Genomic DNA, 2507 nt, shown 5'->3' on the forward strand with positions numbered 1-2507 from the left:
CAGGGCGAGTGGATCACCGAGCAAAACCTCGCCACCTACAGCTTCGATGCCCGGCAACGCCTGCTGGTCGCAACCAACGCGGTGGGCGACAGCGAGCGCTACGACTACGACGACCACCACGTCATCCTCCAGCGCCAGTTGACCGGCGGCGCGAGCTTCTTCTGGGAGTGGCAGCGCGAGGGCAAAGCGGCGCGCTGCGTGCGCCACTGGGCGTCGTTCTCGCAGATGAACACCCGTTACGTCTGGAACGATGACGACGCCAGCGTGACCGTGCATTACGTCGACGGTACCGAAGAAGTCTACGTCCACGACGAGCGCGCGCGGCTGGTGCGCCAGGTTGCGGCCGATGGTGGCGAGCAGCTCAAGGCCTATGACCAGCAGGGGCGCTTGATCGCCGAGCAGGATGCGTTGGGCGCGGTTACCGAATACCGCTACGACGAGGTCGGACGGCTGATCGCGCTGATTCCACCGGACGATGCACCAACGTCCTACGAGTACCGCAACGGTTTTCTCTACAAGCGTTGCCGTGGTGATGCGGAGTGGATCTATCGGCGCAATGCCGAAGGCGCCGTCACCGAAGCGGTCGCTCCCGACGGTCAGGTCACCCATTACTACTACAACCTGCGCGGGCAATTGCTGTCGCTGCGTTACCCGGACAGCAGCCGCCACCGCTGGGTGTGGAACGAGCTCGGCCAGCTCATCGAAGAAACCCTGCCGGACGGCGGCGTGCGGCGTTTTTCCTACGATGCGCTGGGACGGCGGATTACCACCCAGGACGAATTTGGTGTTGTCAGTCGTCAGGAGTGGGACGCCGCCGGCCGACTGATCCTGACGACTTCTCCTACGGGCAGCACGCGCGCCTACAGCTACGGCGCCTACGGGCAGATCACCGCTGAGCGCGACGAGCTCGGTCGTATCACCCGCTATGAATATGACGATGACCTGCACTTGGTCTCGCGGCGGATCAACCCCGATGGCACCCGCGTGCAGTATCGCTATGACCATGCGCGGTTGCTGCTGACCGAGATTGAAAACGAATCGGGAGAAAAATACCGACTGGATTACACGCCGACCGGATTGATCCGACAGGAAACCGGGTTTGATGGACGCCGGACTGCGTATGCCTACGATCTCAATGGGCATCTGCTGGAGAAGACCGAGTTTGGTGATTTCGGTCCAAGTCTGGTCACCCGGTACGAGCGCGACGCGGCTGGACGTTTGCTGGTCAAGACCCTGCCCGATGGCGCCAAGATCCGCTATGACTACGACCGCCTCGGTCGGTTGATCGGTGTCGATGACGGCCAGAACCATCCGCTGGCGTTCGAGTACGACCGTCAGGATCGGCTGATCACCGAGCATCAGGGCTGGGGCACCTTGCGCTACGCCTATGACGCCTGCGGCCAGCTCAAACGCCTGCGCCTGCCGGACAACAGCAAGCTCGACTATCACTACGCCAAGGGCGGTGCGCTGAGCGCCATCGACCTCAACGGTACGCCGCTGACCCGGCATGTGTATCAGTCGGGTCGCGAACAGCAACGCCAGCAAGGTCTGCTGCTCAGCGAATACTCCTACGACGATCAGGGCCGCTTGCTCGCCCACGCTGTAGGCCATCGCCACGCCTCGCTGTACCGCCGCGATTATGCCTACAGCGCCAACGGCAATCTTGAGCACATTGCTGACAGCCGCCACGGCCAGCGCACCTACGGCTACGACGCCCTCGACCGGTTGATCCGCGTACGTCACTCACGCGACGAACTGCCCGAATCCTTCGCCCACGACCCGGCCGGCAACCTGCTGATGCAGGACCGCCCCGGTCCCGCGCAGATCAAAGGCAACCGCCTGCTGATGCAGGGCGACCGCCATTACGACTACGACGCCTTCGGCAACCTGATCCGCGAACGCCGTGGCCACGGCCAGACTCTGGTCACCGAATACCGCTACGACTGCCAGCACCGCCTGATCGGCCTGACCCGCCCTGACGGCCAGACCGCCACTTATCACTACGACGCCTTCGGCCGGCGCATCCGCAAAACCGTCGACAGCGCCGTCACCGAATTCTTCTGGCAAGGCGAACACCTCGTCGCCGAAAGCAGCGCCACGCAATACCGCAGCTTCCTCTACGAACCCGGCACCTTCCGCCCACTGGCGATGCTCGACGGCAAAGGCCCGAAAAAGGCCTGCCCGTTCTACTACCAACTCGACCACCTAGGCACCCCACAGGAACTCACCGACTACAGCGGCGAAATCGTCTGGTCCGCCCAATACGACGCCTACGGCAAAGTCGCCGCCGTCACCCTGGCCGGCGAAGACTATCTGGATCAACCGCTGCGCTTTCAGGGGCAGTATTTCGATGTTGAAAGTGGGCTGCATTACAACCGCCATCGGTATTACGACCCTAGGTTAGGGCGGTATCTGACGCCGGATCCGGTGAAGCTGGCCGGTGGGTTGAATCAGTACCAGTACGTGCCGAATCCGACGGGGTGGGTGGATCCGTTGGGGTTGACGTC

At 62.9% G+C, this 2507-nt stretch carries 1 protein-coding gene; it reads left to right on the forward strand.

Annotated elements, in window-relative coordinates; all coding sequences use genetic code 11:
• Nucleotides 1–2507: RHS repeat-associated core domain-containing protein (locus D8U82_RS15480; protein ID WP_130902479.1), on the forward strand; the 2507-nt coding region annotated here is incomplete at both ends.

This window comes from Pseudomonas sp. Sample_23, assembly GCF_004307595.1.
GTDB lineage: Bacteria > Pseudomonadota > Gammaproteobacteria > Pseudomonadales > Pseudomonadaceae > Aquipseudomonas > Aquipseudomonas atacamensis.